This is a genomic window from Pseudomonas lini (assembly GCF_030812475.1).
GTDB classification, from domain to species: domain Bacteria; phylum Pseudomonadota; class Gammaproteobacteria; order Pseudomonadales; family Pseudomonadaceae; genus Aquipseudomonas; species Aquipseudomonas lini_A.
In genome coordinates this window covers 138,933-165,687 of sequence record NZ_JAUSSR010000002.1, presented here as the reverse complement: position 1 = coordinate 165,687, position 26,755 = coordinate 138,933, and the positions used below count along the sequence as shown (strand labels likewise).

24 protein-coding genes and 1 pseudogene are annotated in these 26,755 nt (G+C 60.0%); 14 read left to right on the top strand and 11 right to left on the bottom strand.

Going from position 1 to position 26,755, the window contains the following annotated elements; all coding sequences use genetic code 11:
* Window positions 1–9: 9 nt before the first annotated feature.
* Genes J2W17_RS04595 through J2W17_RS04585 form a run of 3 tightly spaced genes read right to left on the bottom strand, consistent with a single transcriptional unit; the run spans window position 10 to window position 1,596 of the window.
* Window positions 10–282: an MmoB/DmpM family protein gene (locus tag J2W17_RS04595; protein WP_307329940.1), complete on the bottom strand. Its 273-nt coding sequence runs from the start codon at window positions 280–282 to the stop codon at window positions 10–12.
* Window positions 279–1,280, bottom strand: coding sequence for an aromatic/alkene monooxygenase hydroxylase subunit beta (locus J2W17_RS04590; RefSeq protein WP_307329937.1), 1,002 nt, complete (start codon window positions 1,278–1,280; stop codon window positions 279–281). The genes J2W17_RS04595 and J2W17_RS04590 overlap by 4 nt, the downstream gene beginning before the upstream one ends.
* A 46-nt stretch (window positions 1,281–1,326) precedes the next feature.
* Complete coding sequence (locus J2W17_RS04585) at window positions 1,327–1,596, bottom strand: phenol hydroxylase subunit (protein WP_307329934.1); 270 nt, start codon at window positions 1,594–1,596, stop codon at window positions 1,327–1,329.
* 408 nt (window positions 1,597–2,004) lie between these two features.
* Between J2W17_RS04585 and J2W17_RS04580 the strand changes: the two genes are divergently transcribed.
* A complete protein-coding gene (locus J2W17_RS04580; protein ID WP_307329931.1) occupies window positions 2,005–3,696 on the top strand; it encodes a sigma-54-dependent Fis family transcriptional regulator in 1,692 nt (563 codons plus the stop codon).
* A gap of 107 nt (window positions 3,697–3,803) precedes the next feature.
* Here J2W17_RS04580 and J2W17_RS04575 read toward each other — a convergent pair whose 3' ends face one another.
* Window positions 3,804–5,141: an MFS transporter gene (locus J2W17_RS04575; RefSeq protein ID WP_307329928.1), complete on the bottom strand. Its 1,338-nt coding sequence runs from the start codon at window positions 5,139–5,141 to the stop codon at window positions 3,804–3,806.
* A 363-nt stretch (window positions 5,142–5,504) separates the two neighbouring features.
* Here J2W17_RS04575 and J2W17_RS04570 point away from each other — a divergent pair, with 363 nt between their 5' ends.
* The 10 genes and pseudogenes from J2W17_RS04570 (at window position 5,505) to J2W17_RS04525 (ending at window position 15,072) form a co-directional block, all read left to right on the top strand.
* Window positions 5,505–6,407, top strand: a complete 903-nt coding sequence (locus J2W17_RS04570; RefSeq protein WP_307329925.1) for a LysR family transcriptional regulator — start codon at window positions 5,505–5,507, stop codon at window positions 6,405–6,407.
* A gap of 71 nt (window positions 6,408–6,478) precedes the next feature.
* Window positions 6,479–6,601: pseudogene (locus J2W17_RS04565) on the top strand (helix-turn-helix domain-containing protein); the annotation flags it as partial.
* Window positions 6,602–6,781: 180 nt separating this feature from the next.
* Window positions 6,782–7,834: an ABC transporter substrate-binding protein gene (locus J2W17_RS04560; protein ID WP_307329919.1), complete on the top strand. Its 1,053-nt coding sequence runs from the start codon at window positions 6,782–6,784 to the stop codon at window positions 7,832–7,834.
* A gap of 12 nt (window positions 7,835–7,846) precedes the next feature.
* Window positions 7,847–8,785 carry an ABC transporter permease gene (locus J2W17_RS04555; protein WP_307329915.1) on the top strand — a complete coding sequence of 313 codons (939 nt, stop codon included), beginning with the start codon at window positions 7,847–7,849 and terminating at the stop codon, window positions 8,783–8,785.
* Window positions 8,786–9,583, top strand: coding sequence for an ABC transporter permease (locus tag J2W17_RS04550; protein ID WP_307329912.1), 798 nt, complete (start codon window positions 8,786–8,788; stop codon window positions 9,581–9,583).
* 160 nt (window positions 9,584–9,743) lie between these two features.
* Entirely contained in the window at window positions 9,744–11,204 is a 1,461-nt protein-coding gene (locus tag J2W17_RS04545; RefSeq protein WP_307329909.1) for an NAD-dependent succinate-semialdehyde dehydrogenase, read from the top strand.
* Window positions 11,205–11,346: 142 nt separating this feature from the next.
* Window positions 11,347–12,435 (top strand): ABC transporter ATP-binding protein, encoded by a 1,089-nt coding sequence (locus J2W17_RS04540; protein WP_307329905.1) that lies wholly within the window; start codon window positions 11,347–11,349, stop codon window positions 12,433–12,435.
* 24 nt (window positions 12,436–12,459) lie between these two features.
* Window positions 12,460–13,752 (top strand): 4-aminobutyrate--2-oxoglutarate transaminase, encoded by a 1,293-nt coding sequence (gene gabT, locus J2W17_RS04535; RefSeq protein ID WP_307329903.1) that lies wholly within the window; start codon window positions 12,460–12,462, stop codon window positions 13,750–13,752.
* Between the two features lie 102 nt (window positions 13,753–13,854).
* A complete protein-coding gene (locus J2W17_RS04530) occupies window positions 13,855–14,541 on the top strand; it encodes a hypothetical protein (protein ID WP_307329902.1) in 687 nt (228 codons plus the stop codon).
* Between the two features lie 39 nt (window positions 14,542–14,580).
* Window positions 14,581–15,072, top strand: coding sequence for an Lrp/AsnC family transcriptional regulator (locus tag J2W17_RS04525; protein WP_307329899.1), 492 nt, complete (start codon window positions 14,581–14,583; stop codon window positions 15,070–15,072).
* A gap of 33 nt (window positions 15,073–15,105) precedes the next feature.
* Here J2W17_RS04525 and J2W17_RS04520 read toward each other — a convergent pair whose 3' ends face one another.
* The 4 genes from J2W17_RS04520 to J2W17_RS04505 form a co-directional block, all read right to left on the bottom strand.
* Entirely contained in the window at window positions 15,106–15,816 is a 711-nt protein-coding gene (locus tag J2W17_RS04520; protein ID WP_307329897.1) for a cupin domain-containing protein, read from the bottom strand.
* A gap of 17 nt (window positions 15,817–15,833) precedes the next feature.
* Window positions 15,834–17,117, bottom strand: a complete 1,284-nt coding sequence (locus tag J2W17_RS04515; RefSeq protein WP_307329893.1) for an NAD(P)/FAD-dependent oxidoreductase — start codon at window positions 17,115–17,117, stop codon at window positions 15,834–15,836.
* A gap of 61 nt (window positions 17,118–17,178) precedes the next feature.
* Entirely contained in the window at window positions 17,179–17,883 is a 705-nt protein-coding gene (locus J2W17_RS04510) for an HAD-IA family hydrolase (RefSeq protein ID WP_307329891.1), read from the bottom strand.
* Between the two features lie 143 nt (window positions 17,884–18,026).
* Entirely contained in the window at window positions 18,027–18,986 is a 960-nt protein-coding gene (locus J2W17_RS04505) for a LysR family transcriptional regulator (RefSeq protein WP_307329889.1), read from the bottom strand.
* A gap of 162 nt (window positions 18,987–19,148) precedes the next feature.
* Between J2W17_RS04505 and J2W17_RS04500 the strand changes: the two genes are divergently transcribed.
* Complete coding sequence (locus tag J2W17_RS04500) at window positions 19,149–20,576, top strand: aldehyde dehydrogenase family protein (protein ID WP_307329886.1); 1,428 nt, start codon at window positions 19,149–19,151, stop codon at window positions 20,574–20,576.
* 36 nt (window positions 20,577–20,612) lie between these two features.
* Here J2W17_RS04500 and J2W17_RS04495 read toward each other — a convergent pair whose 3' ends face one another.
* From J2W17_RS04495 to J2W17_RS04485, 3 genes are all read right to left on the bottom strand, one after another.
* A complete protein-coding gene (locus J2W17_RS04495; protein ID WP_307329883.1) occupies window positions 20,613–22,310 on the bottom strand; it encodes a GMC family oxidoreductase in 1,698 nt (565 codons plus the stop codon).
* A 66-nt stretch (window positions 22,311–22,376) separates the two neighbouring features.
* On the bottom strand, window positions 22,377–23,414 hold the full coding sequence (locus tag J2W17_RS04490; RefSeq protein WP_307329879.1) for an ABC transporter substrate-binding protein: 1,038 nt from the start codon (window positions 23,412–23,414) through the stop codon (window positions 22,377–22,379).
* A gap of 196 nt (window positions 23,415–23,610) precedes the next feature.
* On the bottom strand, window positions 23,611–24,522 hold the full coding sequence (locus tag J2W17_RS04485; protein ID WP_307329876.1) for a LysR family transcriptional regulator: 912 nt from the start codon (window positions 24,520–24,522) through the stop codon (window positions 23,611–23,613).
* 108 nt (window positions 24,523–24,630) lie between these two features.
* On the opposite strand from J2W17_RS04485, the gene J2W17_RS04480 reads away from it, so the two are divergent.
* Complete coding sequence (locus J2W17_RS04480; protein WP_307329871.1) at window positions 24,631–25,710, top strand: tartrate dehydrogenase; 1,080 nt, start codon at window positions 24,631–24,633, stop codon at window positions 25,708–25,710.
* A gap of 108 nt (window positions 25,711–25,818) precedes the next feature.
* Window positions 25,819–26,745, top strand: coding sequence for a 2-hydroxyacid dehydrogenase (locus tag J2W17_RS04475; RefSeq protein ID WP_307329867.1), 927 nt, complete (start codon window positions 25,819–25,821; stop codon window positions 26,743–26,745).
* Window positions 26,746–26,755 lie beyond the last annotated feature (10 nt).

Genomic DNA, 26,755 nt, shown 5'->3' with positions numbered 1-26,755 from the left:
GTCTGCCTCCTAGTTCTTCCACTCGAGAACGAAGCTGTCGTCGTCCTCTGCCACGTTGCCGCCGATGCTGACCACGTCGATCAGCATTTCCTGGACATCCCATTCGCGACCGATTTTTGCTTCCACCGTCGCCCGGCGAATCTCCAGGCGCTTCTCGGCCTGAATCCGGATCATCGCCGGCATGTGCTGGACCTCGGCGTGAGGGTTGTCCTCGGTGATGGCGTCCACCAGATAACGGGCGTTGTCATTGTCCTGAAACACGATAAAGGCGAGCTGTTTCATGCCGGCACTCCCTGGCTGCGCAGACCGAGTTTCTGCAGGCGCACGGCCAGTGCGGCGCGTACCTCATCCAGGGCTGCCTGCCCGGTTGCCGCTTCAGCCAACGGTTGCAGGGCGGCATAGACTCGCGGCTCCCAGACATCTACCCAGGCCTGGATCAGCTCGCGGTTATCGGCGCTTTCGGCCAGCACCACCTTGAGCATGGCGTCGACCCAGCGAACGCTTTCGGCGTACCAGTCGCGCATGAATTCAGTGAGCATCGACACGTCCCCGGCCCCCTCTTCGCCCAATTGCTGGTCGAAGCGCTGGAACATCAGCGGATAGCTCATGCCATCCAGCAGCAGGTTCTGCGCCAGGGTGAGTTCAAACCAATCCTTGATCACCAGGCTGTCTTCGACGTAGCGGCGCAGGCCTTGCCAGATGGGGTCATCCATCCAGTAACCCTTGGCTTGATCCAACGCATCAGCGCTGCCCTCACCGACCAACAGGCCGATACGCGACAGGTATTGGCCAATGCCCAGGCGATCCATGGCCTGATAGATATGCATCTGCGTCATGGTGGCCGCGATACAGTCCCCGGCGATGCCGCTGTTGTTCATGTTGGCACCCATCTCTGCATGCCTCAGTGGCACCAGGTAGCGCAGGATCTTGTTCCTCAGCGCCTCGGGCAGACGGCTCAGAAGGCTGCGTTTCTCACAGAAGCCATAGGCATGCTCGGTGGCTTCCTGCATCCGCGCGCGGGTCTGCACATAGGCACCGTAGTAGTACTGACGCGGGTCGGTGACCGCGTGCCAATCGACCATGCGAATCGCTGTGCGGCCAGGATCATTGAGTTGGCGCTGAGGGTCCCACAGCGGCCGATAATGGAAGTTGGTGGTCGCCTCTATGTCGTAGCTGGCTTCCTGATAACGGCTCGCAGGTTTATCACCAAAGCGCCGTTGCAAGTTGGCATAAGTGTGGCGCAGAGGCTGCGCCGTAGTCGTTTTGATTTCTATGTTCATATCAACCGTACCGTCTTGTTGTTGTGTGTCCGGTTATCGCTTGTGTTTAACGTCGTTCGCTCGCTGAGCGTCGTCCGATATCACCAAAGCGCCACTTGGCCATGTCTTCATCCACTGCCCGGCACATCGCTGCGTCCATCTGCACCACACGGTTGTGTTGGCAGAATGTTTTGAAGGCCTCGTGCGGCAGTACCAGTTCAACGAACAGTTCCGGATGACCGATGGCAAAGTCGAATTCGACGAACCGCGCATCAGGCTCGCTACGAACGCGGATAAAGCGGGTCATCTGATCGAAGGGGATAAGAGAGGCATTCATCTCGGCAGAGTCCTTGGCTGGTTGCTGGCATAGGGTCCAACGCAAAGCCTGTGCCACTTGCCTGAATATTCATGCAAGATGCTGTTTTATATGTATTTTTAATAGTCTTGCGGAGTACTGCAAGGTGAGGATGGGCAAGCGCCTGTTCGGGCCTTCAAGCGCTTTTCTCAGCATTTGAGTGAATCGCTTCGAAGCACTTCAGCAAATGCTGAAGACAGAATGCGACTCAGCACAATCTTCCGGCTCGGGTCAGCATTTGATTGACTTTCATCTGCCGAAAAGCAGAAATGGTGAATGACGTTGTGCCTGTTGCGGTCGCAAAAACCAATGGGCGTCCCCGCTGAATCCACTTGTTGCCTGGATACCTCAGGTGCTTCAGCTTTCTAAAAATAAAATTGGGGCATCCGCATGCCGACTCACCCTAAACCCGAAGTTCAATATGCAGACATCAAGGACCTTTCGGGGCTCATCCATTTCCAGAGTTCAGAAGGCAAAGTTTGGCTGGGTGAGCAACGCATGCTGCTCTTGCAGGTGTCGGCGATGGCCAACTTCCGCCGCGAGATGGTCAACACCCTGGGCACTGAAAGGGCAAAGGGCTTTTTTCTACGCTTGGGTTATCAATCCGGTTTGAAGGACGCTGAACTGGCCCGCAAGCTTCGCCCCGATGCCAGCGAATACACTATATTTCTCGCCGGCCCGCAGTTGCACTCACTCAAAGGGTTGGTCAAGGTGCGCCCCATTGAAGTCGTTATCGACAAGGAAAGCGGACGCTTTTACGTTGAGGTGGAGTGGATCGACTCCTTTGAGGTGGAAGTCTCTCAGGCTGGGGTAGAAGAGATGCAGGCCCCTGCGTGCTGGACTCTGGTCGGTTACGCATGCGCTTATTCCTCGGCGTTTATGGGTCGCGAAATCATCTTCAAGGAAGTCAGCTGTCGCAGCTGCGGCGGTGACAAATGCCGCGTCATTGGCAAGCCAGCCGAAGAGTGGGAAGACGCCGAGAGCTTCAAGCAGTACTTCAAGAGCGACCCGATCATCGAGGAACTCTACGAACTGCAATCTCAATTGATGTCTCTGCGAACCAATCTTGACAAGCAGGAGGGCCAGTACTACGGCATTGGCAAGACCCCGGCTTACCAGAACGTGCGCACCATGATGGAAAAAGCCGCCCAAGGCAAAGTCTCGGTGCTGCTGCTTGGTGAGACTGGCGTGGGTAAGGAAGTCATCGCGCGCAGCGTTCATTTACGCAGCAAGCGCGCCAACGAGCCCTTCATCGCGGTGAACTGCGCCGCGATTCCCCCGGACCTGATCGAAGCAGAGCTTTTCGGCGTGGAAAAAGGTGCCTTCACCGGGGCCAACCAGTCGCGAATGGGCCGCTTCGAGCGGGCCAACAAGGGCACCATTTTCCTTGACGAAGTGATTGAGCTAAGCCCTCGCGCACAGGCCAGCCTCCTACGTGTGCTGCAAGAGGGCGAGCTGGAACGGGTTGGCGACAATCACACACGCCAAATTGATGTGCGGGTCATCGCTGCTACCCACGAAGACCTGGCAGAGGCGGTCAAGGCCGGACGTTTCCGCGCCGACTTGTACTACCGGCTCAATGTTTTTCCGGTGTCGATTCCGGCACTGCGTGAACGTCGTGAGGATATCCCTCTATTGACCGAGCACTTCCTTCGGCGTTTTCACCAGGAGTATGCAAAAAAAACCCTGGGCCTTTCCGACAAGGCCCTGGAGGCTTGCCTGAATTACAACTGGCCGGGCAATATCCGCGAACTGGAGAACGTCATCGAGCGCGGCATCATCCTCACCGAACCCAATGAAAGCATCAGCGTATCGGCACTGTTCCCACGGCCGCCTGACGAGTCACAGATGACCAGCGAAAGGATCTCATCGGAGGGCGTTCTGATCGAGCCGGGAAATAGTGAGGGCAGCTGGATAAGCCAGCTGTTGGCCAGCGGTCTGAGCCTCGATCAGATCGAGGACAGCCTGATACAAGAGGCTATGCGCCAGTCCAAGCAGAACGTCTCCGGGGCCGCACGCCTACTGGGTCTAAGCCGCCCGGCTTTAGACTATCGCCTGAAAAAAATCGGGCCCGGGGGCTAGAGGCAGTTGTCATTCCAGTACAAGCCGTCGTTACCTGAATCTCGATAGCTCAGTCGCCATTGGGAGAGCGCTATTGATGAATAGCGTCACTCCAACACCTGACATTATCAGTGCGAATATTGCCGGGACGCCGTGCCCTGACGGCTCGAAGCGTTCTGCATCAGAAAGACCAGAATAGCGATGGCCCCGACCAATCCCGGAATGGCGAAGATGAGGAAGCTCGCCTGTAACGGCAGCGAAGAGGCATGCAAGGCGCCGCCCAGCAGCGGACCAATGATTGCACCGGTGCGACCCACGCCCATCGCCCAACCGAGGCCGGTGGCCCGTATCTGCGGCGGGTAGTATTGGACGGTACAGGCGTTGGCCAGGATTTGCGTGCCAATGGTGCACGCACCGGCGACGGCAATGAGCAAATAGAGCACAGGTAATGGCGCCTTGAGCGCAAGTAGACTCAGGGCCAACGCCCCGCAACAGAAGAAGACGAACAAGACCTTGCCAATGCCGATTCGATCGCCCAGCCATCCACCGGCTACCGCGCCGATGATCGCCCCCAGATTCAGCGCCACCAGGAACGCCAGGCTCGAGTTCAATCCGTACCCGGCGGCGCTCATGAGTTTTGGCAACCAGGAGCTCAGTGCATAGACCATCAGCAGGCAACAGAAAAACGCCAGCCAGAGCATGAAGGTGCTCAGTTTGCGCCCCTCCCGGAACAGCTGTGAAATCGAGACGTTCGAGCCTTTGGCGGCGATGCGGTTCAGCTGGTCGGTTGCGCCTGGCACATGATCCGGTACGGCCTGCGCCAATAGTGACTGGGCCTTGATCGTCTGCCCGGTGCGCAGCAGGAAATCCATCGACTCGGGCAATTGTCGTATCAGAAATGGCAATGCCAACAGCGGAATCAAGGCCACGTAGAACACCGCTTGCCAGCCCCACAGGGGGATCAGCACCATGCCCAGGCCGGCAGACAACATCCCCCCTAACGAGTAACCACTGAACATGAGTGCAACCAGGGTACTGCGCGACCGCTTGGGCGCGTACTCGTTCATCAACGCGACAACGTTCGGCATGACCCCGCCGATACCCAGGCCGGCCACAAACCGGCACAGCGCAAACGCCTCCGGAGTCTGCGCCAGGCCGTTGAGCGCTGTAACCCCGCTAAACAGGGTGACGCAAATCATGATGGTTTTACGTCGGCCTATCCGGTCAGACACTGATCCGAAAAACAGCGCGCCCAACATCATGCCTACCAGCGCACAGCTACCCAAGGCTCCAGCTTGCAGTGAGCTCAGCCCCCATTCGGCCATGAGTGAGGGCAAGACAACGCCGTAGATGACCAGGTCATAGCCGTCGAAGATGATAATCAGCGCGCACCAGAACAGTACGCGCGCGTGGAAGGCATTGAAACGTGCCCCGTCAATCAGGGCTGATACATCGATCGTACGCATGGCATCGCTCTTTTTGTCATTGTTATAGAGCCGCAGGTTCACAGACCTGCGGAGGTTGCGCGCTGCCCAACGCCTGATCGATAGGCGTGTCGTCTTGAGTGACGTATACCGTTCAGAGTTTGGGCATTGCAGCGATCATGGCCAAGGCGGCAAGCGGGATAAATGCAGTGATCCACATACCTGTTATTTCGAGTGTGAATAAAGATCCGGGACGAGCGCATGCCACGCAGGCATTGCGATGGACGCGACGCTATGGCAATTGATAGGCTTGCGGCTCTTGCAGCGGCCATTTCAGAGCGGTGCAGACCCAACGTCGGGCAACGGGTTTATTGCCCTGGCATGAGCCAACCTGCACGAGGCGTTATGGAATTACGGGAGCTGGATCTCAATCTTCTTTTGGTATTCAACCAACTGCTGATCGACCGCAGGGTCTCGACTGCGGCGGATAATCTTGAACTGACCCAGCCAGCGGTGAGCAACGCGCTCAAGCGGTTGCGCACCACCTTGAACGACGAGCTTTTCGTGCGCACCTACCAGGGAATGGAACCCACCCCTTATGCCCGGCAACTGGCCGAGCCGGTTGCGCTAGCCATTCAGACGTTACGCGATGCCCTCAGTCGACAGGACACGTTTGACCCGCTCAATTGCAATCGCAGATTCACCATGGCAATGACGGACATTGGTGAAATCTACTTCATGCCGCGGCTAATGGATGCTCTGGCTGAACGCGCTCCGGGTTGCTCGATCAGTACGCTGCGCAACAACACCGATACCCTGGCGGAAGGTCTGCAGAACGGCGCGATCGATCTTGCCGTCGGCTTGCTTCCTCACCTGCAAGCCGGTTTTTTTCAACAACGTCTGTTTCATCATCGCTACGTCTGCTTATGCCGCAAGGGCCATCCAGCCACCCGCAAACCTTTGACGCTCGAGCGTTTTTGCAGCTATGACCACGTCCGTGTGGTAGCGGCGAATACCGGGCACGGCATCGTCGATACCTTCCTCGCACGGGAAGGCATCGAGCGAAACATACGCCTGGAGGTTCCGCATTTCGTCGCGATCGGCCACATACTCCAAAGTACGGACTTGCTGGCAACAGTGCCCGAACGCTTTGCCAGAAGTTGCGAACAACCGTTTGGCCTCGCCATCCTGGCGCCGCCTATGGAACTGCCAAAAATAGAGATCAATCTATTCTGGCATGGGCGATACAACAAGGACCCGGCCAATCGCTGGTTGCGTCAACTCATGTTTGAGTTGTTCTCTGATTGAATGGATCAACCACACCATAAGACCTCTTCGGCCGTGTGGCGTGAAGTGTCCGCTGTACCCGAGCCCTCCAGCTGCAGCGCGCCATGGAGCGCGCCAATCAGAACGTCTCAGAGGCTGCCCGCCTGCCTGGAATGACGCGACCGGCGCTGGCCTGCCGGTTGAAAAAACTACCGGACGGCTCGGAATCGCGCTGAGGTGCGCAGGAGATGCTGCCCCGCCTCTCTTATTCGAAATAATCGACTTTCCCCCCACTCATTTGTGCGTTCTTCATTCGCGGGCGACCGGTACATTAGAACTCCATGGCCCGGCAGTGCGCCCCCTAATAAAAACAGCCAGCACACCTCGATAATCTGCCCCTATCAGGAGTCATCCACATGACAGCATCCCAGATTCGCGCGCTTCAAATTGCCGGTTTCGCCTTGCTGACGTCTGGCGCAGGTGTCGCGCTGGCAGAGGACATTACCTTTGTCTCCCAAGGCGGGGCCTACCAGGAAGCGCAAAGCAAGGCGATCCTCGAGCCAGCCGCGAAGAAGCTCGGCCTGACCCTGAAGCAGGACAGTTCACCCAAGGCCTACCCCATCATCAAGACCCAGGTTCAAAGCGGCAAGATCACCTGGGACGTGGTCGATTTGCCCACCGGCGATTGCATTCGTGGCGAGCAGGAAGGCCTGTTCGAGAAACTCGACCTGAAACTGATCCCCAATGCCGCCCAGCTGCCTCCCGAGCTCAAAGACGACTACAGCGTCGGCTATATCAGCTACTCCACGGTATTGGCCTATCGTACCGATGCTTTCAAAGGCAAGGATGTGCCTCAAACCTGGGCGGATTTCTGGGACACCAAAAAATTCCCCGGCCAACGTTCGCTGCGCAACCTGCCGCGCCCGACACTGGAAATCGCCCTGATGGCCGATGGTGTCGCGCCGGACAAACTCTATCCGCTGGATGTGGACCGCGCCTTCAAGAAACTCGAAGAGATCAAACCCCATATCTCGACCTGGTGGACGTCCGGCGGGCAGTCGGCACAGCTGATCAGCGACGGTGAAGTCGACATGATCCAAGCCTGGAACGGGCGGATCACTGCCGTACAGGCCGACGGCGCTCCGGTTGCCTTCGACTATAACGAGGGGGTGCTGGAAACCAACTCGCTGTGCGTGCTCAAAGGCACGCCACACAAGGACGCAGCGATGAAGTTCGTCAACGAAGCCATCGACGCCAAACTGCAGGCGGCCCTGCCCTTGCTCATCGATTACGGTCCGCTGAACCCCGAAGCCTTCAAGACCGGGAGCATTCCCGCCGAGCGCGCGGCAAAACTGCCCTCCTCGCCGGAAAACATTGCTCGCCAGGCGTTGCTCTCGTCCAAGTGGTGGGCCTCCGAGGCTGGCGTGAAGGCAGAAGAGCGTTGGTTGTCATTCGTGCAGAAGCAGTGATGGGAGGCCAACATGTCCAATACCTACTTAGCCAAATCGACCAAAACCCTGCCTGACTCCAGCGAAGGTCCGCGCCAGTCCCCGACCTCTACAGCCCAAGCCCTGGCCCGTGAAGAGCGCAAGGAAAACCGCTCGATGCTGTTGCTGCTGACACCGGCCCTGGTGATGGTGGTCGTGCTGTTGATTCTGCCGATGTGCTGGCTGGCGTTCCAGTCGGTTCAGACCGAAGAAGGTTTTTCCCTGGGCAACTATGCGCGGATCTTCCAGGAACGCATCTACTGGGACACCTTCGTGCTGACGTTCAAGATCAGCTTCATGGTGACCATTCTCTCGATCTTCCTGGGCTTTCCCATCGCCTATGCCGCTTCACGGTTGCAGGGCTTCTGGGCCAACCTGATCCTGATCTGCGTGATCATTCCGTTCTGGACCAGCGTCCTGGTGCGGTCCTACGCCTGGCTGGTACTGCTGCAGCGCCGTGGCCTGGTGAACCAGACATTGATCGACCTGGGAATCATCGACCAGCCGTTGAACCTGATGCACAACACCACCGGCACTGTGATCGGCACCTTGCACGTGATGCTGCCGTTCATGGTGCTGCCGTTGTACTCGGTGATGAAGAAGATTCCCCAGGACCTGATGCAAGCGTCCGAAAGCCTCGGTGCCAAGCCCTTCTACACGTTCCGCCGGGTGTTCCTGCCCATGGCGGCGCCAGGGGTAATGGCCGGTTCCATCCTGGTGTTCGTGATCTGCCTGGGCTTCTTCATCACGCCGGAACTGCTAGGTGGTGGACGCACGATTCTGGTGTCGATGCTGGTGCAGCGAAACGTCGAGTTGTATCACGCCTGGGGTGCTGCAAGCGCGGTGGGTCTGGTGCTGCTGTTTGTGGTGTTCCTGCTGTTCTGGGGCATCAACCGATTCATTCCGATCGAACGCATTCTGGGAGCGCGCTAAATGAAAATGCTTGCCAACCTGCGTCATATACGCCTGTCCCAGGTGCTCTTCAGTGTCCTGGTCGCGGCGATCCTGCTGTACCTGATTCTGCCGGTCCTGATCGTCGTGCCGATGTCGTTCTCCGAGGCACGCTTCCTGCAATTCCCGCCCAAGGAATGGTCGTTTCGCTGGTACGAAGCGTTTTTTGGCAGCATCGAGTGGATGGCCGCCTCCAAGGTCAGCCTGATCACCGCCCTGGTCACTACGGTGGTCAGCCTGCCCATCGGCATGGCCGCTGCCTATGCGATCAACAGCTCCAGCCTGCGTATCGTGCGCACCCTGCAAATCGTCCTGCTGTTGCCGATGATGGTGCCGATCATTCTGATCGCTGCCGGGGTGTTCTTCGTCTATGCGCGGGTCGGGCTGATCAGCACCCTGACCGGTCTAATCCTGGCGCACATCATGCTGGCCCTGCCCTACGTGATCATTGCGTTGCTGGCCGGGCTGCGCAACTTCGACATGTCCCAGGAAATGGTTGCGCGCAGTCTGGGCATGAATCGCTTCCGCGCCTTCATGGCCGTTACCCTGCCGCAGATCAAGCCAAGCCTGGTGTCGGCGACGCTGTTCGCCTTCATCACCTCGCTGGATGAGACCGTGGTGGCGCTGTTCATTTCCGGCGGTGACAACCAGACGCTGACCAAACGCATGTTCACCGCGCTGCGCGACGAGATCGATCCAACCATAGCCGCGATCAGTTCGATCCTGATCCTCGCTTCGTTGTTGCTGGTGGTGATTGCGGGACGCAACAAGCCGCAGTGACTGACCGCCGACACCGGGGTCGCCACGGTGTCGGCACAGCCTGCCGCCAGGCGCTGCACTTCAGCATCTTTTACTCGTTCAAGCGGCTATCTCGGCATCGGCCACTGGCCAGTCCTTTTTACAATCGGTCACATCGTTCGGACCTTTAAAGGCACTCAATATGTGGAAAGCTAAACTGCGTGATCCTTCCCTCCTCGTCGAGCGCGCCTACGTCAACGGCCAATGGATCGAAGCCGACGATGGCGCCACGATCGCCGTGACCAATCCGGCCGACGGCAGCGAAATTGCCCGGGTACCGGCCCTGCAAGCGGCTGAAACACAGCGTGCGATCAAGGCTGCGCAAGGTCGTTTCGTTACCTGGCGAGAAGTACCGGCAGCCGAGCGTGCGCGCCTGCTTGAAGCCTGGCACCGCCTGATCCTGGACAACCAGGAAGACCTGGCACTGATCATGACCGCCGAACAGGGCAAGCCGCTCAGCGAGTCCCGCGGCGAAATCGCCTACGGCGCGAGTTTCGTCAAATGGTTTGCCGAAGAAGCCCGTCGCATTTACGGCGACACTATTCCATCGCCGACGGCCGACCGGCGCATTCTGGTGATCAAGCAACCGGTCGGGGTGGTCGCCGCGATCACCCCATGGAACTTCCCCAACGCGATGATCACCCGCAAGTGCGCCCCCGCGCTGGCGGCGGGTTGCACGGTACTGATCAAGCCGTCGGAAATGACTCCGCTGTCGGCACTGGCGCTGGCAGTACTGGCTGAGCGAGCAGGCATTCCGGCTGGTGTGTTCAACGTATTGACCGGCATGCCGGCCGGCATCGGCGGCGAAATGACGGCCAGCCCGGTGGTGCGCAAACTGTCGTTCACCGGCTCGACCCGGATCGGACAACTGCTGATGAGCCAGTGTGCCGGGACCATCAAGCGCCTGAGCCTGGAGTTGGGCGGCAATGCACCTTTCATCGTGTTCGATGATGCCGATCTGGACCTGGCGATTGCCGGGGTGATGTCGAGCAAATTCCGCAACGCCGGCCAGACCTGCGTCTGCGCGAACCGCATCCTGGTGCAGGACGGGATTTATGACCTGTTTGCCGAACGTCTGAGCGCCGCCGTCAACCAACTCAAGGTCGGAGACGGCCTGGCCGAGGGCGTCACCATCGGGCCGCTGATCAACGCCGCCGCCGTGGACAAAGTGGCCTTGCACATCAGTGATGCCCTGGAAAAAGGCGCTTCGATCGCCGTCGGCGGCGCCCCGCAAGCCCAAGGCCTGTTCGTCCAGCCGACCGTCCTGCTCGACGCCACCCCGGACATGCTGCTGGCCAGCGAAGAAACCTTCGGCCCCGTCGCTCCGCTGTTTCGCTTCAAGGATGAAGACCAGGCGCTGGACATCGCCAACAACACGCCGTTTGGCCTGGCCGCGTACTACTTCACCCAAGACATGCGTCGCGCCTGGCGGGTCGGCGAGCGCCTGGAGTTCGGCATGGTCGGGCTCAACACGGGCGTGATTTCCATGGAAGTGGCCCCGTTCGGCGGCATGAAACAATCAGGCACGGGGCGCGAAGGCTCCAAGTACGGCCTGGATGAATTCCTCGAGATCAAGGCCTGGCACATCGGTGGCCTGGACTGAAGAACAGCGGATCGAGATGTCGTCGGGCAGCAGCTCCTGTTTGCCCGGCGAGCAAAAACGGCACGAACCGGGCAACGGCCCGAGTTCAGATGACACGCAGACATCCCGGGAATCCCCCGTACTCTGCAAATGGAGGCGCTTGATGAATTTCACTGAAGGTTTCGAGTCGGTCAGCGTCAATCAGGTCTGCAAGCATTACGGCAACCTCAAGGCGCTTGATAACGTCAGCCTCAAGGTCGAAGCGGGAGAATTCATGTCTGTGCTTGGTCCGTCCGGTTCAGGCAAGACCACCTTGCTGAGCATTCTGGGCGGTTTTATCCGGGTCAGCTCCGGCAACATTTTGTTCGGCGAGCGCGATGTCACCCTCATGCCGCCGCACAAGCGGGAAATCGGCGTGGTGTTCCAGAACTATGCGTTGTTCCCGCATATGACAGTCGGCGAAAACGTCGCCTTTCCGCTGCGGGCTCGCGGTGAAAGCGCCACCAAAAGCCGTGACCGGGTCAAGCAGGCGTTGGCCACTGTCGAGCTGGGCGGTTATGAAGATCGCTCGATCGCCGCACTCTCCGGCGGCCAGCGGCAACGGGTTGCACTGGCCCGGGCGATCGTCTTCGAACCCAAGTTGATCCTGATGGATGAGCCCCTGTCGGCCCTCGACAAACAACTGCGCGAAACCATGCAGATTGAGCTGCGGGCACTGCACAAGCGCCTGGGCGCCACCATGATTTACGTCACCCACGACCAGCGTGAAGCACTGACCATGAGCGATCGCGTGGCGATCATGCGCGGCGGGCAACTGGTTCAGGTCGATACCCCGCGGCGCCTGCACGATCACCCGTCCGACGACTTCGTCGCCAGCTTCATCGGCGAAAGTACCCTGATTCCCCTGCAGCGCAGCAGCAACAACGGACTGACCCTGGGCACTACCCCACTGCGTACCACCCGCGAGATTCCACCTTCGGGGGATCTGTTCCTGGCCCTGCAATCGGAAAAACTGTTGCTCGACAATGACTCCGCCGGCCCTGAATGGAACCGCCTGCGCGGGCGTGTGGCGGACATCGTATTCCAGGGCGAAAGCCTCAAGGTCTTCGTCGATCTGGACGGCGGCCCAACCGTCAGCCTGCGTCAGCCCAGCCACCACGAGGGCAACCTGAACCTGCCACCGATCGGTTCGCCCATGCTGATGCGCCTGCACCCCGAAGACACCATCGTGGTACCGCGGGCCATCGCCTGATCACCTCATCCCATGGAGCACAAGATGAATTCTGCACTGACTGAAAACCAACGCCTTCTCGCCTTGCGTGACCAGCACATTCCCCGGGGCATTGCCACCGCTCACCCGGTGGTGGCCGCCCGCGCCGACGGCGCTGAACTGTGGGACGTGGACGGCAAGCGCTACCTGGACTTCGTCGGAGGCATCGGCGTACTCAACGTCGGCCACAGTCATCCGCGCGTGGTCGAAGCCGTGCGTCGTCAAGTCGGTGAAATTTCACACGCCAGCTTTCAGGTGGTCGCTTACGAGGCCTACATCCAGGTCGCTGCGCGCCTGAACAAAATGATTGGCGGCGACGAGCACTACAAAAGCGTGCTGTTCACTTCCGGTGCCGAGGCCGTGGAAAATGCGATCAAGATTGCTCGCAGCCACACTAATCGTCCGGCAGTCATCTCGTTCCGTGGTGGTTTTCACGGGCGTACGTTGCTCGGCGTCACCCTGACCGGCATGAGCCAGCCTTACAAACAGAACTTCGGTCCCTTCCCTGCCGAGATCTATCACGCGACTTACCCCAACGCCTATCGCGGCATCAGCAGTGAAGATGCCCTGGCTGAGCTGGATGCGCTGTTTGCCACCGACGTTGCGCCCGATCGCGTGGCGGCCATCATCATCGAACCGGTCCAGGGTGATGGCGGTTTCCTCGCGGCCCCCAAAGCGTTTTTGCAGGCGCTGCGCCAGCGTTGCACCGAGCACGGCATCGTGTTGATCCTCGACGAGATCCAGGCAGGTTTCGGTCGCACCGGGACGATGTTCGGCTTCCAGCACGCCGATATCAAACCCGACCTGGTCACCGTGGCCAAGAGCCTGGCCGGCGGCATGCCGTTGTCGGCCGTGGTCGGGCGTGCCGAGATCATGGATGCACCGACGCCGGGCGGACTGGGCGGTACCTATGGCGGCAACGCCGTGGCCTGTGCCGCGGCACTGGCGGTCATGGACCTGTTCGAGGAGCAGGATCTGCTGGCCCAGGGCGAGCAGCTGGCAGCGCAATTGCGTGAAGGACTGCTGACCCTGCAAAAGCGCCATGCCTGCATCGGCGACGTGCGCGGCCTTGGGTTCATGCAAGCCATTGAAATCGTCGCAGCCGACCCCCAGCAAAGCCCGGATGCCGCCCTCGCGCAGAAGATCATCGACGAGGCCCGCATGGCCGGCTTGCTGGTGATCAAGTGTGGCGTCTACCGCAACGTCGTGCGCTTTCTCGCGCCATTGATCACGACCCAGGCGCAAGTGGCAGAAGCCTTGCAGATGCTGGACAAGGCTTTGGCCGCCGTCAGCGCCTGATCGATTGCGCCCTCCAGGGTCATCACCAGTCCCGGCCAGCTGATGCTGTGTCGGGCTGATGGCCTGTCCCGGAGACTGACTAGCGTTACCAAGGAGTCGATCATGAAAGTCACCCAGTACAAAGCGTTGGGGTTCTCCTTCGGCACGCTGGTGGATCGGGAACGGGGCATTCTGGAGGGGCTGCGACCGTTGTCGGTGCAAGCCACGGCACTGGCCAGTGACGAGCAGGTCTTGAGTGCGTATCGGCGTACTGCGCGCGAGTTGGCGGCTACGGGCGCCGGCGACAGCCCTGCGGCGTTCCATGGCCAGCTCTACCAGCGCCTGGCTCATCAATTGCATATTGTTCCCGGTTGGGATGACAGTGTTGCCTTTAGTACCGCCTCCAGTCAGTGGCCGATTTTCGAAGATGCGCCAGGCGCGCTACAGTATTTGAGCAAGTTCTATCGACTGATACTGATCGCACCGCCCTATGGTATGGATATCGGATCGTTGACCAGTCGCTTGCCGGTGGAGTTCGATGCAATCATCGAACCCAAGGCCAATGACTGGCACGCGAGCCTTGAAAGAGAACTGCACCGTTTGGGGCTTGAGCGGTCTGAACTGTTACCTGTGCGCAGTACCGAAACAGACGACCCCTGGAACGAGCGCGTGGATTTTCCCGTTTGCACGTTGCGCCGCGACCACCACCAGCCTTGGAATCATTCGGACCAGGCGCTCGATGGCAAACGATGCGAATATGCAAGCCTGGCCGATCTGGTTCACGCGCATCAAAAGGCACTGCATGCCTGACGACAGCCACCGAGTATTAGACTTTGCGAGGACAGAACATTGGACGCTGCAACGAAGCTCGATCGTATCGACATCAATATCCTGGTCCAGCTGCAAAAAGACGGACGCATGACCAACGTCAGTCTTGCCGAAGCCGTCGGGCTCTCGCCCAGTCCGTGCCTGCAACGCGTCAAGCGCCTGGAGTCGGCCGGTTACATCAGCGGCTATGAAGCCCATGTCAACCTGGCCAAGTTCGCCAACTCCGTGACCGTCTTCACCGAAGTCACGCTCTCGGATCACAAGCGTTCGGACTTCGTGAAGTTCGAGTCAAGCATTCGCAATATCGATGAAGTGCTGGAGTGTCACCTGATCAGCGGCGGTTACGACTATCTGGTGCGTTTCCATACCAGCAGCATCCAGCACTATCAGGAACTGATGGAATCGATCCTGGACAAGAACATCGGCATTGATAAATATTTCAGCTACATCGTGATCAAGTCGCCGGTGATCAAGAGCACCGTGCCGTTGCGCAGCCTGCTTCGATCGGTGTGATACAGGGGCCGGGCGGCCCTGTATATCCGGGGCTCAGGACAGTATGCAGAACACTTTCCGGACTTTTTTTCCGCTGATCCAGGCGTTGCTGGCTCCGGCGGGTACCACGACCGTCTCGCCGGCGCGGACAGTACAGGGCGCACCCTGCTCGGGCGTCAGCGTCACCATCCCTTCGATGATATGCATCAACTCGCAATAGGCGGGTTCGACCCGTTTGCGCTCATAGGCTTCGCACTCCCACAGGCCGATGCGCAGATTGGCGCTGGAGAACAGCGTCTGGCTCCAGGCCTTCGGTGTCGGGGTGAGCAGTACTTGGGCCGCAGGTGGATCACACGGTTGCAACGGCAGGTTCAGGTCGATCTTCAGCGGTCGCGCTGGCATGTCGGCACTGCCAGACAAGCCGGGAAAGGCCATGAACAGCCGGCGTAGTTCGCCCTGATGACGCCAGCGCAGGGCAATCCCCCGCGGCACTACGAAGCAGTCCCCCGCCTCCAGTGTCAGACTGAAGTCCTGCCCCTCCAACGTCAGCACACCGGCCTCGACAATACCGAGTTCGACCCAGGGGAAATCCTCGATCAGCAGATTGGCGCCGGTGCTCTGGCTTTCGCCCACGGCGTAGCCCTGAACGGCATCCTGCACATGCACGCGCCTGCCGGCCGCCAAAGGATCATCGGGCAAGGCAAAAGCCGCAAGCGGCAGGTGTCGATCAGCCAGTGGTTGTGAGTAATGCAGCATGAGAGGCATGGATTCAGACTCACGGCTCATCGGCCAATAATATCCAGAAACTGCTGCCAGCCCGCCGCCAGACGCACGCCTGGCGCACGGAAGGCGTGCAATGGAATGGGGTTGAAATGCTCGGCGCTCAACAGGCCGAGTTCGACGTGCTTGCCGGCAGTCATCGCCGCCAGTTGCGCGCCCATGTAAGTCGACATCGCCACACCTCCTCCGTTATAGCCGATGGCATAGAAGCGCTGGTCATCGAGTTGTCCGGCGTGGGGCAGGTAATCGAGGGTCATGGCCACCAGACCCGACCAGCGAAAGGCGATCGGCTGGTCGCGCAGGACCGGGAACACTACGCCCATGCTGCGCTGCAGCGCGCGAAAAGCCGCCTCCGAGTCATCCTTGCCGAAGGCCCCGCGGCCGCCGAAAATCAGCCGGTCTCCCACCACCCGGAACCAGCGCAGCATGCGCTTGGTGTCGCCGCAGACCTGCCCACCGGGCAGCAGTCCCGCAAGGATGGCTGCCGGTAACGGTTCGGTGGCAATGATGGCGCTGCGAAACGGGATCAGGCGCCGATGCAGGGTATCGGTAGCCTGGGTCAGGTCGGAATAGCCGTTGGTGGCGTAGATCACCTGTTTGGCACTGACCTTACCCTGGGGCGTCTGCACGACGACCCGCTCGCCTTCCCGGCTCACCCGCTCGGCCGGGCTGTTGATGAACATTTTAACCCCGCGATCATTAAGGCTGCGGGCGATGCCCCGGGCATAATTGAGCGGATGGATCCCCCCCGCCTTGGGCGTCAGCAGGCCACCGGCGAAGATCTTGGAACCGGTCAACTCGGCCACTTCGGCAGCGCTGATCATCACCGAAGAACGGCCGCCGGTTTCCCGCTCGATCCAGTTCGCCGTGGCTTGCAGCCCGAGCAGTGCGTGCGGATTATGCGCCGCTGCGATGTGCCCGCCCATGTGCAGGCGGGCTTCGGTCAGACCGAGGGTCTCGATCATTTCCACCAGGCTGTCGACTGCCTGATAACCGGTGCGATACATCTGCAGGGCGGTGTCACGACCAAACCGCGCCATGAGCGTCGGGAAGCCGACTCGAAACTTGGGCGACACCACCCCGCCGTTGCGCCCGCTGGCGCCCCAGGCCAGGGTGTTGGCCTCCAGGATCAACGGCTCGCGCCCGCTCAACGCAATATGATGCGCGGCCGAAAGGCCGGTATAGCCGCCACCGATAATCGCCACATCGCACTGCCGATCGCCTGTCAGCGATTGCAAAGCCGGTGCAGGTTCGGCCGTTGCCGCCCACAAGGTCTGAGGAGTCATTGCCAGCATCCCGACGGAATAATGAAGTGGCGCTGGCGGCCCGGCCGCAGCGCCATGGTACTCAGCCCAATTCTTTCTCTACGGCGTCGGCCAGTTGCGCCAGCGAGGTGAAGTGGTAATGCGGTTCGGTGCGTTCGGATTCCAGTGTGCCGCCGCTGCCTTTCTGGGCATGACGACGTTCGATCCAGCACACCTGATACCCCAGGCGCACCGCGACACCGATGTCGTGATACTGGCTTTGCGCAACATGCAGGATGTCTTCGAACAGGATGCCTTGAGTAGCCAGCACCCCACGGGTGTAAGCAAAGAACTGCGGGTCGGGTTTTTCGAAGCGCACATCGTCGACGCTGACCTTCACGTCGAACGGCTCGTCCAGGGTCTTGGCCATGTGGTCCAGGGCCCATATGCGCGAATTGGTGGTCGCGACCAGTTTGAAGTGTTTGCGCAGGCGCTTGAGGGCTTCCACCGAATCGGGGAACGCCGGAAAGTTCTTCACGGCCAGGCTAAGGCCCTTGGCATATTCTTCGTTGTCCGGCAGCCCGAGCTTGGCGGCGATGAGGTGATAGCAACGCTCCAGATCGTCCGGCCACCAGCCGGAGTCGGAAGCCGAGCGCGCTTCCCGATAGGCCTTGAGGATATCGTCATCGCTGCAGGCTGTTGCGGCGTCGCCCGCGACTTCGCGAACGTGGGCAAGAATGCCCGCTTCAAAATCGATCAGGGTACCGACCACATCGAAAGTCAGGGCTTTGAGTTGCTTGAAAGACATAGGGCGCTCCGCAAATCAGGTCATGAGGATGAAGCAATCTGAGACGATTGATTATCTTCCGCAGCCTCTCGCGAAATGTTCCGTTTTTGCCTTCCGCCGGCGCATAACCTACCGTTTTTTCCAGCAGGCCAATGCACCTGTGCTCAATCCAGGCCACCGACGATTGCAGCCAACCCGAGCTGGGGACAGGCCGTGTCGATCTGCGCGATGTCAGCGCGCATTTCTTCGATGATCCAGTCGCGCACATTTTCCACCACAGGCCGCATGGGACGGTTGTTGGCAAAGATCAGGCAACAGCGACGGGAAGTGACTCGAAGCTGATCGACAGCGGCCAGCAATTGGCCTTTTGCCAGGCAGTGCGAGACCACATTCATCCAGCCCAGCGCCATGCCCTGACCGAGCAATGCAGCCTGGACCACCACGGCGTAGTCGGAGAACACCAGCGCATTGTCGGCGCGTCCAAGGTGCTGCCCGAGGGCGTCGAAATGCGCTGTCCAGTTTCGCTCCTGATTGTCCATGCTGATAAGCGTCTGCACCTGGGCCGGATCTGCACTGTGCAGCACATCCGTGAAGTACTGCCGGTTGCACACGGGAATCAGGATCTCGGGGATCACCAGCCTGTCGTCGCCCCTGATGCTGTTTTCATCGAGGTAACGCATGCCCAGGTCAACATCCACCAGCGGCCCGCCAATTTTCCCGGACATCAGCTGATAGCGCATGTCGACATTCGGAAAGCGCAGGTTGAACCGGCTCATGCGCGGCATCAGCCAATGCGTGGTGAACGCGGTAGACACCGACAGGGTAACGGTTTCCATGCCGGTGGCGCGCGACTCGATCTCGCTGATCGCCGACTCGATGGTGCTGAAGCCTTCCTGAACCCGGCGATACAGGTAGCTGCCACTTTCGGTCAGCCTGGCCCCACCTCGTACCCGCTCGAACAGCTGCACACCCAGGTGTTCCTCCATGCGCGCCAACATCCGGCTGACTGCCGGTTGACTGACACACAGCTCGTCCGCCGCACGGGTGAAACTGCCGCATCGCGCCGCCGCTTCGAAGACGAACAATGAACTGGAACTGGGGAGTTTTCGGCGCAGGTTTGACATGACTTGATATTATGCCTGGCACAACTATTAGTAAATTGTCGAATACTCCAGGCGTTGTTTATTCTTGCGAGCGACAATCAATATCCGATCCGAGGGCCAGTGTTCTTCTGCACGTTCCGTACGGATCACCCTCCCTCACCCAGCCAAGAGACTCTTCCTTATATGGAACATGCCCTGAAGTTCTACATCGATGGCCGCTGGGTGGAACCCTGCGGCACGACACGCCTGCCGGTGGTGAACCCGGCGACCGAGCAGCCTTTCAGCCAGATCGCCATGGGCAACCAGGCGGACGTCGACTCGGCGGTGCTCGCAGCCAAAAAGGCCTTCCCGGCCTTTTCGAACACCTCAACCGCCGAGCGCAAGGAACTGTTGCGCGCGGTGCTCGAAAATTATCTGCAGCGCTACGACGACATTGCCGACATGATCATCCAAGAGGTCGGCGCGCCCCGCGAGCTCTCCCATCAATGGCAGGCGGGCATCGGCAAACGGCATTTGCAACAGCTGATCAGCACCCTGGACACCTTCGCCTTTCAGAAGGCTCGCGGCAAAACCCTGATCAACCTGGAGCCGGTGGGCATCGTTGCACTCATTACTCCATGGAACTGGCCCATCAACCAGATCGTCTGCAAAGTGGCCCCCGCCTTGGCGGCCGGCTGCACCATGGTGCTCAAACCCAGTGAAATCGCGCCGTTGAATGCGATTATTTTTGCCGAGGTCCTGCACAGCGCCGGCGTACCTCCCGGGGTATTCAACCTGATCAATGGCGACGGGCCTACCGTCGGCGCGGCCCTGGCGAGCCATCCCGATGTCGATATGGTTTCGTTCACCGGTTCCACTCGTGCCGGCATAGAGGTTGCGCGCCTGGCGGCGCCGACGGTCAAACGTGTTCACCAGGAGCTCGGCGGAAAATCGGCGAACATCCTGCTCGACGATGTCGATCTGGAAGCCGCGGTAACCTCGGGGGTAAACGCTTGCTTCAACAACAGCGGGCAGTCGTGCAATGCACCCACCCGGATGCTGGTGCCCGCCGCGCTGCATGAAAAAGCCGTCGAAATCGCCGGCCGCGCCGCCCAGGCCCAGCGTGTCGGCCCGCCTTCGGAGCCGCAGTCGTCCCTCGGTCCGGTCATCAGCCAGCGGCAGTTTGACGGCATACAACGCATGATCGGCATTGGCATCCAGGAAGGGGCGCAACTGGTGTGCGGGGGCCTGGGCCGGCCTGAACATCTGGCGTGTGGCTATTACGTAAAACCCACCATATTTGCCGGCGTCACGGGCCAGATGACCATCGCCCGCGAGGAAATCTTCGGACCGGTGCTGGTCATTCAGCCCTACACCAGCGAAGAGCATGCCGTCGCGATGGCCAATGACAGCGTGTTTGGGCTGGCCGCGTACGTGCAATCGGCGGACCTGCACCGTGCCCGGCAAATTGCTTTTCAACTGCGGGCCGGCAGTGTCTACATCAACTATCCGGACTGGGATGCCGGCGCGCCGTTCGGCGGCTATAAACAGTCCGGCAACGGCCGTGAGTATGCGGATTGGGGGCTGGAAGCATTCCTCGAAACCAAAGGTATCGTGGGTTATGAACGCTGATTTTGTTCACGGGTGATCGATGCAAAGACCGCCGGTTCAGGCGGTCTTTTTTTGTGCCCCGGCTTTGATCAGGTCAGCGATACGCTCGGCGATCATGATGGTCGGAACGTTGGTGTTGGCGCAGGGAATCGACGGCATCAACGACGCATCGCACACCCGAAGATTGTCGACGCCGATAACCCGGCCATCCGCGAGAGTGACCGCTTGCCGGTCATCCACCAAGCCCATGCGACAGGTACCCGAAGGGTGCCAGGTGCCACCGACATTGCTGCGCACAAAACGGGTCAGCGCCGCGTCGTCCGCCAGCAACTTTTCCAGGGTCACGCCTTGGGTAACGAGCCGGTGAATCAGCCAGCCACGCAACGGCCCGGCGATATCGAGCAACAGGCTCAACACGCCGCGGAGCATCCCGTTGACCACTCCCGGCATCGCGATCCTGGCCACTCGCGGCGAATAGCTGGAGGGGAACACCACACTGCATTGGGTGACCAGCCCCGGCGCGGACAAAATGCCCGCGCCAAAGCGCAGTGCCTGCTTCAAACGCTCCAGATCCCGTGGATCGGAGAGCATGTTGAAATTGACTTCAGGTTCCTGCGTCGGATCGACAGACCGCAGATGCAACCGGCCCCGCGAGCAGGATTGGTTGACCCAGAAGAAAATAGTGCCCAGGCGATAACCCATGGAGTGCCACCCCGATCGCGAAAGAATGGCGCCGTGCATGTCGCTCTCCACCGTACCGGGTTGCCCCGAAGAAAAACGCACGATGGCCTGCTCGTGATGCTCGTCGGCAAAGGGCGTGCGCCCGCCTTTGGTCAAAAACGCGGACACCGCGATAGACGGATGCTCCATCAGGTTGCCCCCGACACCGGGACGGTCGGCGACCACTGCAATCCCCAGGGCGGCCAATTCTTGCGCAGGCCCGATGCCGCTGCGCATGAGGACCGCCGGGCTGTGAATCGCGCCGGCGCAAATGATCACTTCGCCTGCGTACAGCTCTTCGGCAATGCCGTCCTGCCCGAGGATCCGCGCACCGACTGCCCGACCTGCGGCGAACAGCACACGGTCTACCGTGCAGTGGGTGCGCAGGGTCAGGTTGCTGCGGCGGCGAACCTCATCGGTCAGGTAACAGACGGAGGTGGGGATGCGCTCTCCTTGTTCGCTGACGCCGATCGCGCCGACATACACCCCATTTTCCCAGGCGCCATTTTGATCTGGCTTGCGTGCAAACCCTCGCTCGCCCAACGTGGACATCACCGCCTTGACGAAGGGTGAAAGGAAGGTCTCCGGGGTTCTGCGAATCCTCACCGGGCCCTGGTGGCCGTGAAGCGGCCCCGAGAAATCACTGTCGGTTTCGAGCTTGAGAAAGTACGGGAGGCACGCCTGCCAGTTCCAGCCTTCGGCGCCAAGCCGCTGCCATTCATCGTAATCGGCGGGCGCGCCGCGATTGGTCATCAAGGCATTGATCGCCGAGCCACCGCCGAGAATGCGCGCCTGTTCGTAGCGCCGCTCGGCAGCGGAGTGACTGCTCATCAGGGCGGTCAGACGCTGCCAGATATTGCCGACATCGAGGTAGGCTCGCCCCGGGTAGCGGCTACGAATCTCGGGCGGCATGGTCTTCAGGGAAATATCGCGGCCGGCCTCAACCAGGCACACCTGTTTGTCCGGGTCTTCCGAGAGCCGCGCAGCCAGGACACAGCCGGCTGACCCGCCGCCGAGTATGAGATAGTCGATCATGCCGTTGGTTTGAACCTGTCAGCGCCGAAAAAATGTCTGGCCGGCGTTCGGCCAGACGATCTCACCTTATTGAACAAACTGGAGCCATCTATCCTTGGCCGCGATACCGGCCGGCGATGACCACCACTCCTCCGATAACAACGCCTGTTTCGCGGCATTCTCCGGCGAGCTTGGCAGTTTTCTGGCGTGCTCCGCGGTCAGCTTGCCGGTGTCGAACGCGGCCGGGTTGCCTGGGCCGTAATCAATGTACAACGGCAAGTTGGCCTGCAAATCGGGTGACACCGCTTCATTGATGAACTTGACCGCGGTCGCGTAGTTCGGCGCGTTTTTCAGGATGCACAACTGGGTGTTCTGCAGCAGACCGTCGTTGTAGGTGAAGTCCATTTCCGGCTTCTCCTTGTGCACGGCGCCGACGCGACCGTTCCACATCATCAGCATGTCCACTTCGCCGTCGCTGAGCAGCTGCGCCGACTGCCCGCCGGAGCTCCACCACACGGCGATGTCCGGCTTGATCTGCTTGAGTCGCTTATACGCCCGGTCGACGTCCAGCGGATACAGCTTGTCCCGTGGCACTCCATCGGAGAGCAACGCCGCTTCGAGTGTGCCCATGGGGTCGTTACGCAAGGCTCGCGTGCCCGGGAAGTCCTTGACGTTCCAGAAGTCGGCCCAGCTTTGCGGGACTTTCTTCAGGGCTTTGGTGTTGTAGGCCAACACCGACGAGTAGAACTCGTAGGCCACCGAGTAAGGGGTTCGATACGCCGCCGGCATTTTCTCCGCGTTGGGAATCTTGCTCAGGTCCAGGGGCTCTATCAGCCCTTCACGGCCGCCCCGCAGGCAATTCGATGTAGGGGTGTCGATGACGTCCCAGATGGGTTTTCCGGTTTCACCCTGGGCTTTGACCATGGGCCATGCGTCAGGAACGCTGTCTTGCTTGATGGTGATATTCAACCGCTTGGCGGCAGGGTCCAGGATCGCTTTGGTTTGTGCTTCCTGATAAGCACCGCCTTGGGAAACGAAGGTGATTTGATCCGCCACCGCCGGTGCCACGCAGGCCACCGAAAGACACAACGCAGATAAGACTGAACCAGCAAACAAGGTTTTCATGGCCATCATCCTGGAGGTAGATTTAATTCGGCAGATTCAAAAACCTCGACAGAACACCTTGTAACCGCTGAATTGCTCTGGTCTGTTTTTGTTTTTTTTCTGAGCGAATGGTTGGACGTTACAAGACGTCCGACACCTTCGACAATGCACGATTAGTTGGGTCATGCATGACTTCAGGTTATGCACCCAGGCGCCATTAATGACAGACCGCGAAAGGCAGGCGCCTGGCCAACTCCTGGACCAGGTAATGGCTGAACACGGATATGCGCTGAGGTATGTGTCGCCGATGTTGATACACCGCATAAATATCGCCCGGGGGCGCCTGGTAGTCCTGCAATACTGCCAACAAGCGACCGCTCTCCAGGTGTTCCTGGACATCCCAGCGTGACCGCAAAATCAAGCCATGACCGTCAAGTGCCAGGCTCATTGCCACTTCACCGTCGTTGCTCGACAGGGTGCCGCTGACCTTGTGCGAGAAGTCTTCGCCGTCCTTGTGGAAGCGCCAGATGGCGTAGTCGCTGCCGAACTGGCGCAGCACGATACAGTTATGCCGCGCCAGGTCAGTTACCTGCTGCAGCGGCGCAGCGTGTTCGAGGTACTTGGGCGATGCGCAAAGAATTCGCGGATTCTCCAGCAAACGGATGCCGATCAAGCGCGAGTCGGGTGGTGCGCCCATGCATACGCCGATGTCGAACTGATCGTCCAGCAAGCTCAACGGTAGGCTGGTCAGTTCAAGGGATATTTCCAGTGCCGGATGCAGGCGCGCGAAACTCGATACGACGGGCGCCAGGTGGCGCCTGCCGAACCCCAGGGTGCCATTGATTCGCAGCCGCCCCTGCAGTGTCGGTTGTTGACGGGTCAGTGCACTCTCCAGTTCTTCGAGCTGGCGCAGGATCGGCCGTCCTCCCTCCAGGTAAAGTGTCCCTTCAGGAGTGAGCGACAAGCGCCGTGTGGTGCGCTGCAGTAACTGAACCCCCAGACGCTTCTCAAGCTGACTGAGGCGCTTGCTCACCGCGGGGAGTGACAAGCCCAGCTGGCGTGCTACCTCGGTCAGGCTCCCGCGCGTGGCCACCTGTTGAAAGAAGCTCAAATCGTCGATCACGCTCACGCACTCTTTCCTCAAATCTAATAATGGCTTTCCTGCAAGGCTAATTATTAATCCATCAGCACTGCATACACTCTGTGGCGTTATCCATCAATCCCCTGGAGCCAGACCATGAGCAAGCGCAGCCACAAGATCGCGGTGATACCCGGTGACGGCATCGGCAAGGAAGTCATGCCCGAAGGCGTGCGCGTCATGGACGCCATCGCCAAAACCCACAACCTGGAACTGCACTGGGACTGGTTCGATTTTGCCAGCGCCGACTATTACATCGAGCACGGCAAGATGATGCCCGACGATTGGTTCGACATCCTCAAGGGCTACGATGCCATCTACTTCGGCGCGGTGGGCTGGCCAGACGTGGTGCCGGATCACATCTCGCTGTGGGATTCGCTTTTGCAGTTCCGACGTGAGTTCGACCAATACGTCAACTTGCGCCCCTGCCGCTTGATGCCCGGGGTGAAATCGCCGTTGGCCAATCGCAATCCTGGAGACATTGACTTCTATGTCGTCAGGGAAAACACCGAAGGTGAGTACTCGAGCGTCGGCGGCAAGATGTTCCCGGGCACCGAGCGTGAGATCGTGCTGCAGGAGACCGTGATGACCCGCATCGGCGTCGACCGCATCCTCAAATTCGCCTACGAACTGGCGCAAAACCGGCCGAGAAAACACCTGACCTCCGCGACCAAATCCAACGGCATCGCAATCACCATGCCGTACTGGGACGAACGCGTCGTCGAAATGGGCAAGCGTTTCCCTGACGTCAAGGTCGACAAGTTCCACATCGACATCCTCACCGCCAACTTCGTCCTGCACCCGGACTGGTTCGACGTAGTGGTGGCGAGCAACCTGTTCGGCGACATACTGTCCGACCTCGGCCCCGCCTGCACCGGCACTATTGGCATTGCACCGTCGGCCAACATCAACCCGGAGCGCAACTTTCCGAGTCTGTTCGAACCGGTTCACGGTTCGGCCCCCGACATCGCCGGCAAAGGCATCGCCAACCCCATCGGGCAGATCTGGTGCGGCGCCATGATGCTTGAACACCTTGGCCATGTCGAAGCGGGCGCAGCCGTTCTCACCGCGATCGAAACCGTGTTGGCCATGGGCCCCGAGGCCGCGCCACTGACCGCCGACATCGGCGGCACCGGCAATACCGAAGCCCTGGGCAAGGCCATCGCAGCCATCTGCTGACGCCCTGCATTGCCGCGCATTCTCCCGTTTCGGCCAACGCATACGGGAGATTATTGCGCGGCTACAGGTCATGCTCGGACTGACCGATCCCGTTGCTTGCGAGGCCTTATGACCCTGCTGTTCAAAGTCGATAACGATCGCGGCCAGGCCTGGAAAAGCCTGTTCCAGTGCCATGCTCCGGACATTGACGTGCGGCTTTGGCCGGACATCGGCAATCCCGAAGAAATCCGCTACCTGGCGACGTGGCAGCCGCCACCCGACGTCCACCTGCTGTTGCCCAATCTGCAAGCGATATTTGCCACTTCTGCGGGTGTCGATCAGTTCGATCTGAGCTGCCTGCCGCCTCGCGTCGAGGTGGTGCGCATGCTCGACCCCGGCATCGCCCAGGCGATTGTCGAGTACGCCTGCTTCGCGGTCCTTGCCCTGCATCGAAAAATGCCCGGGTACCTGGCTCAACAACGTCAACAACAGTGGAATGTCCAGCCCTGGGTCGCGGCGCACCAGCAGCGGGTGGGCGTCATGGGCCTGGGCAATCTGGGGATGGCAGTCCTGGATCGTTTGCGCACCTTCGGTTTCAGCCTCAAGGGCTGGGCCCGCTCGGCAAAGCAGATCGATGCGGTCGAGTGCTTCGCCGGCACTGAACAGTTGCCGCAGTTCCTCGGTCAATGCGACATCCTGCTCTGCCTGTTGCCACTGACCCGGGACACCCGTGGAATTCTCAACGCTTCGACCCTCGCCGCCCTGCCCCGAGGCGCAAAGCTGATCAATCTTGGCCGAGGTGCCCACCTGGTCGAAGCCGACTTGCTCCAGGCGCTGGACAGCGGCCATCTGGAGCATGCCGTGCTCGACGTCTTGAACGACGAACCGCCTGCTGCCGACCATCGCTTCTGGCTACACCCGGGCATCTGGTTGACACCTCACATCGGCGCCATGACCCAGCCCGAAACCGCCTTCGAGGTCTTGCTGGCCAATATCCGTCGCCACCAGCAGGGCGAAACGATGATCGGCCGCATCGAGCGCACCATGGGCTACTGATCGGTCCATC

Bases quoted from the DNA above. Each gene is read 5' to 3' on its own strand.
- J2W17_RS04540 (WP_307329905.1), top strand. From the start codon at position 11,347: ATGAATTTCACTGAAGGTTTCGAGTCGGTCAGCGTCAATCAGGTCTGC.
- J2W17_RS04500 (WP_307329886.1), top strand. From the start codon at position 19,149: ATGGAACATGCCCTGAAGTTCTACATCGATGGCCGCTGGGTGGAACCC.
- J2W17_RS04545 (WP_307329909.1), top strand. From the start codon at position 9,744: ATGTGGAAAGCTAAACTGCGTGATCCTTCCCTCCTCGTCGAGCGCGCC.
- J2W17_RS04595 (WP_307329940.1), bottom strand. From the start codon at position 282: ATGAAACAGCTCGCCTTTATCGTGTTTCAGGACAATGACAACGCCCGT.
- J2W17_RS04560 (WP_307329919.1), top strand. From the start codon at position 6,782: ATGACAGCATCCCAGATTCGCGCGCTTCAAATTGCCGGTTTCGCCTTG.
- gabT (WP_307329903.1), top strand. From the start codon at position 12,460: ATGAATTCTGCACTGACTGAAAACCAACGCCTTCTCGCCTTGCGTGAC.
- J2W17_RS04530 (WP_307329902.1), top strand. From the start codon at position 13,855: ATGAAAGTCACCCAGTACAAAGCGTTGGGGTTCTCCTTCGGCACGCTG.
- J2W17_RS04570 (WP_307329925.1), top strand. From the start codon at position 5,505: ATGGAATTACGGGAGCTGGATCTCAATCTTCTTTTGGTATTCAACCAA.
- J2W17_RS04520 (WP_307329897.1), bottom strand. From the start codon at position 15,816: ATGCCTCTCATGCTGCATTACTCACAACCACTGGCTGATCGACACCTG.
- J2W17_RS04505 (WP_307329889.1), bottom strand. From the start codon at position 18,986: ATGTCAAACCTGCGCCGAAAACTCCCCAGTTCCAGTTCATTGTTCGTC.
- J2W17_RS04580 (WP_307329931.1), top strand. From the start codon at position 2,005: ATGCCGACTCACCCTAAACCCGAAGTTCAATATGCAGACATCAAGGAC.
- J2W17_RS04585 (WP_307329934.1), bottom strand. From the start codon at position 1,596: ATGAATGCCTCTCTTATCCCCTTCGATCAGATGACCCGCTTTATCCGC.
- J2W17_RS04590 (WP_307329937.1), bottom strand. From the start codon at position 1,280: ATGAACATAGAAATCAAAACGACTACGGCGCAGCCTCTGCGCCACACT.
- J2W17_RS04575 (WP_307329928.1), bottom strand. From the start codon at position 5,141: ATGCGTACGATCGATGTATCAGCCCTGATTGACGGGGCACGTTTCAAT.
- J2W17_RS04550 (WP_307329912.1), top strand. From the start codon at position 8,786: ATGAAAATGCTTGCCAACCTGCGTCATATACGCCTGTCCCAGGTGCTC.
- J2W17_RS04480 (WP_307329871.1), top strand. From the start codon at position 24,631: ATGAGCAAGCGCAGCCACAAGATCGCGGTGATACCCGGTGACGGCATC.
- J2W17_RS04490 (WP_307329879.1), bottom strand. From the start codon at position 23,414: ATGAAAACCTTGTTTGCTGGTTCAGTCTTATCTGCGTTGTGTCTTTCG.
- J2W17_RS04475 (WP_307329867.1), top strand. From the start codon at position 25,819: ATGACCCTGCTGTTCAAAGTCGATAACGATCGCGGCCAGGCCTGGAAA.
- J2W17_RS04515 (WP_307329893.1), bottom strand. From the start codon at position 17,117: ATGACTCCTCAGACCTTGTGGGCGGCAACGGCCGAACCTGCACCGGCT.
- J2W17_RS04555 (WP_307329915.1), top strand. From the start codon at position 7,847: ATGTCCAATACCTACTTAGCCAAATCGACCAAAACCCTGCCTGACTCC.
- J2W17_RS04510 (WP_307329891.1), bottom strand. From the start codon at position 17,883: ATGTCTTTCAAGCAACTCAAAGCCCTGACTTTCGATGTGGTCGGTACC.
- J2W17_RS04495 (WP_307329883.1), bottom strand. From the start codon at position 22,310: ATGATCGACTATCTCATACTCGGCGGCGGGTCAGCCGGCTGTGTCCTG.